Annotated in this window: 1 rRNA gene; it reads right to left on the bottom strand. The window is 53.8% G+C overall.

The window, feature by feature from the left end:
• Window positions 1-1,410, bottom strand: a 23S ribosomal RNA gene (locus ACXR2T_RS15750); the annotation flags it as partial.

The following is a 1,410-nucleotide window of genomic DNA, read 5'->3' as shown; positions in this document are numbered from 1 at the left end:
GAATTTCGCTACCTTAGGATGGTTATAGTTACCACCGCCGTTTACTGGGGCTTAAATTCAAAGCTTCGACACCAAAGCGTCTAACCTCTCCTCTTAACCTTCCAGCACCGGGCAGGCGTCAGTCCGTATACATCCACTTGCGTGTTAGCACGGACCTGTGTTTTTAGTAAACAGTCGTTCCCCACTGGTCTCTGCGGCCACCACACCCTTTCCCAAGCAAGTTGGTATAAGTGGATGGCCCCCCTTCTCCCGAAGTTACGGGGGCATTTTGCCGAGTTCCTTCACCATGATTATCTCGATCTCCTGAGTATTCTCTACCTGACCACCTGAGTCGGTTTGGGGTACGGGCAACAGCAAACCTCACGTCGATGCTTTTCTCGGCAGCATAGGATCACCTGCTTCCCCATACGGGTCCGCATCGTATCTCACCCTTCACACCACAATCTATTAAAAAGCGGCAGGCTACATACTTACACCGGGACAACCATCGCCCGGCACAGGCTACCTTCCTGCGTCACACCACACGCTCACCACCCTGACATCGGGTTCGCAGCCGCCACCCACACATCACCCGAAGGATCCGCGTAAGCATTGGTTTGCTTAGCACTATCAGTTAGGTCTTTGACGGTTTACCGCCGGTACGGGAATATCAACCCGTTGTCCATCGACTACGCCTGTCGGCCTCGCCTTAGGTCCCGACTTACCCAGGGAAGATTAGCTTGACCCTGGAACCCTTGGTCTTCCGGAGGACGGGTTTCTCACCCGTCTTTCGCTACTCATGCCTGCATTCTCACTCGTGTAGCATCCACGACTGGATCACTCCGCCGCTTCACTCGCCACACGACGCTCTCCTACCCATCCAACGGACTGAACCACGAAGGCTTGTCTATACGTTAAATGCCACAACTTCGGTGGCGTGCTTGAGCCCCGTTACATTGTCGGCGCGGAATCACTTGACCAGTGAGCTATTACGCACTCTTTCAAGGGTGGCTGCTTCTAAGCCAACCTCCTGGTTGTCACAGCAACTCCACATCCTTTTCCACTTAGCACGCGCTTTGGGACCTTAGATGGTGATCTGGGTTGTTTCCCTCTCGACTATGAAGCTTATCCCCCACAGTCTCACTGCTGCGCTCTCACTTACCGGCATTCGGAGTTTAGCTGACGTCAGTAACCTTGTAGGGCCCATCGGCCATCCAGTAGCTCTACCTCCGGCAAGAAACACGCAACGCTGCACCTAAATGCATTTCGGAGAGAACCAGCTATCACGAAGTTTGATTGGCCTTTCACCCCTATCCACAGCTCATCCCCTCAGTTTTCAACCTAAGTGGGTTCGGCCCTCCACGCGCTCTTACACACGCTTCAGCCTGGCCATGGATAGATCACTTCGCTTCGGGTCTAGGACATGCGACT

Source organism: Leucobacter faecis, assembly GCF_054456635.2.
Note: the sequence above shows the minus strand (reverse complement) of the source record. Positions and strands in the feature narration are given on the sequence as shown.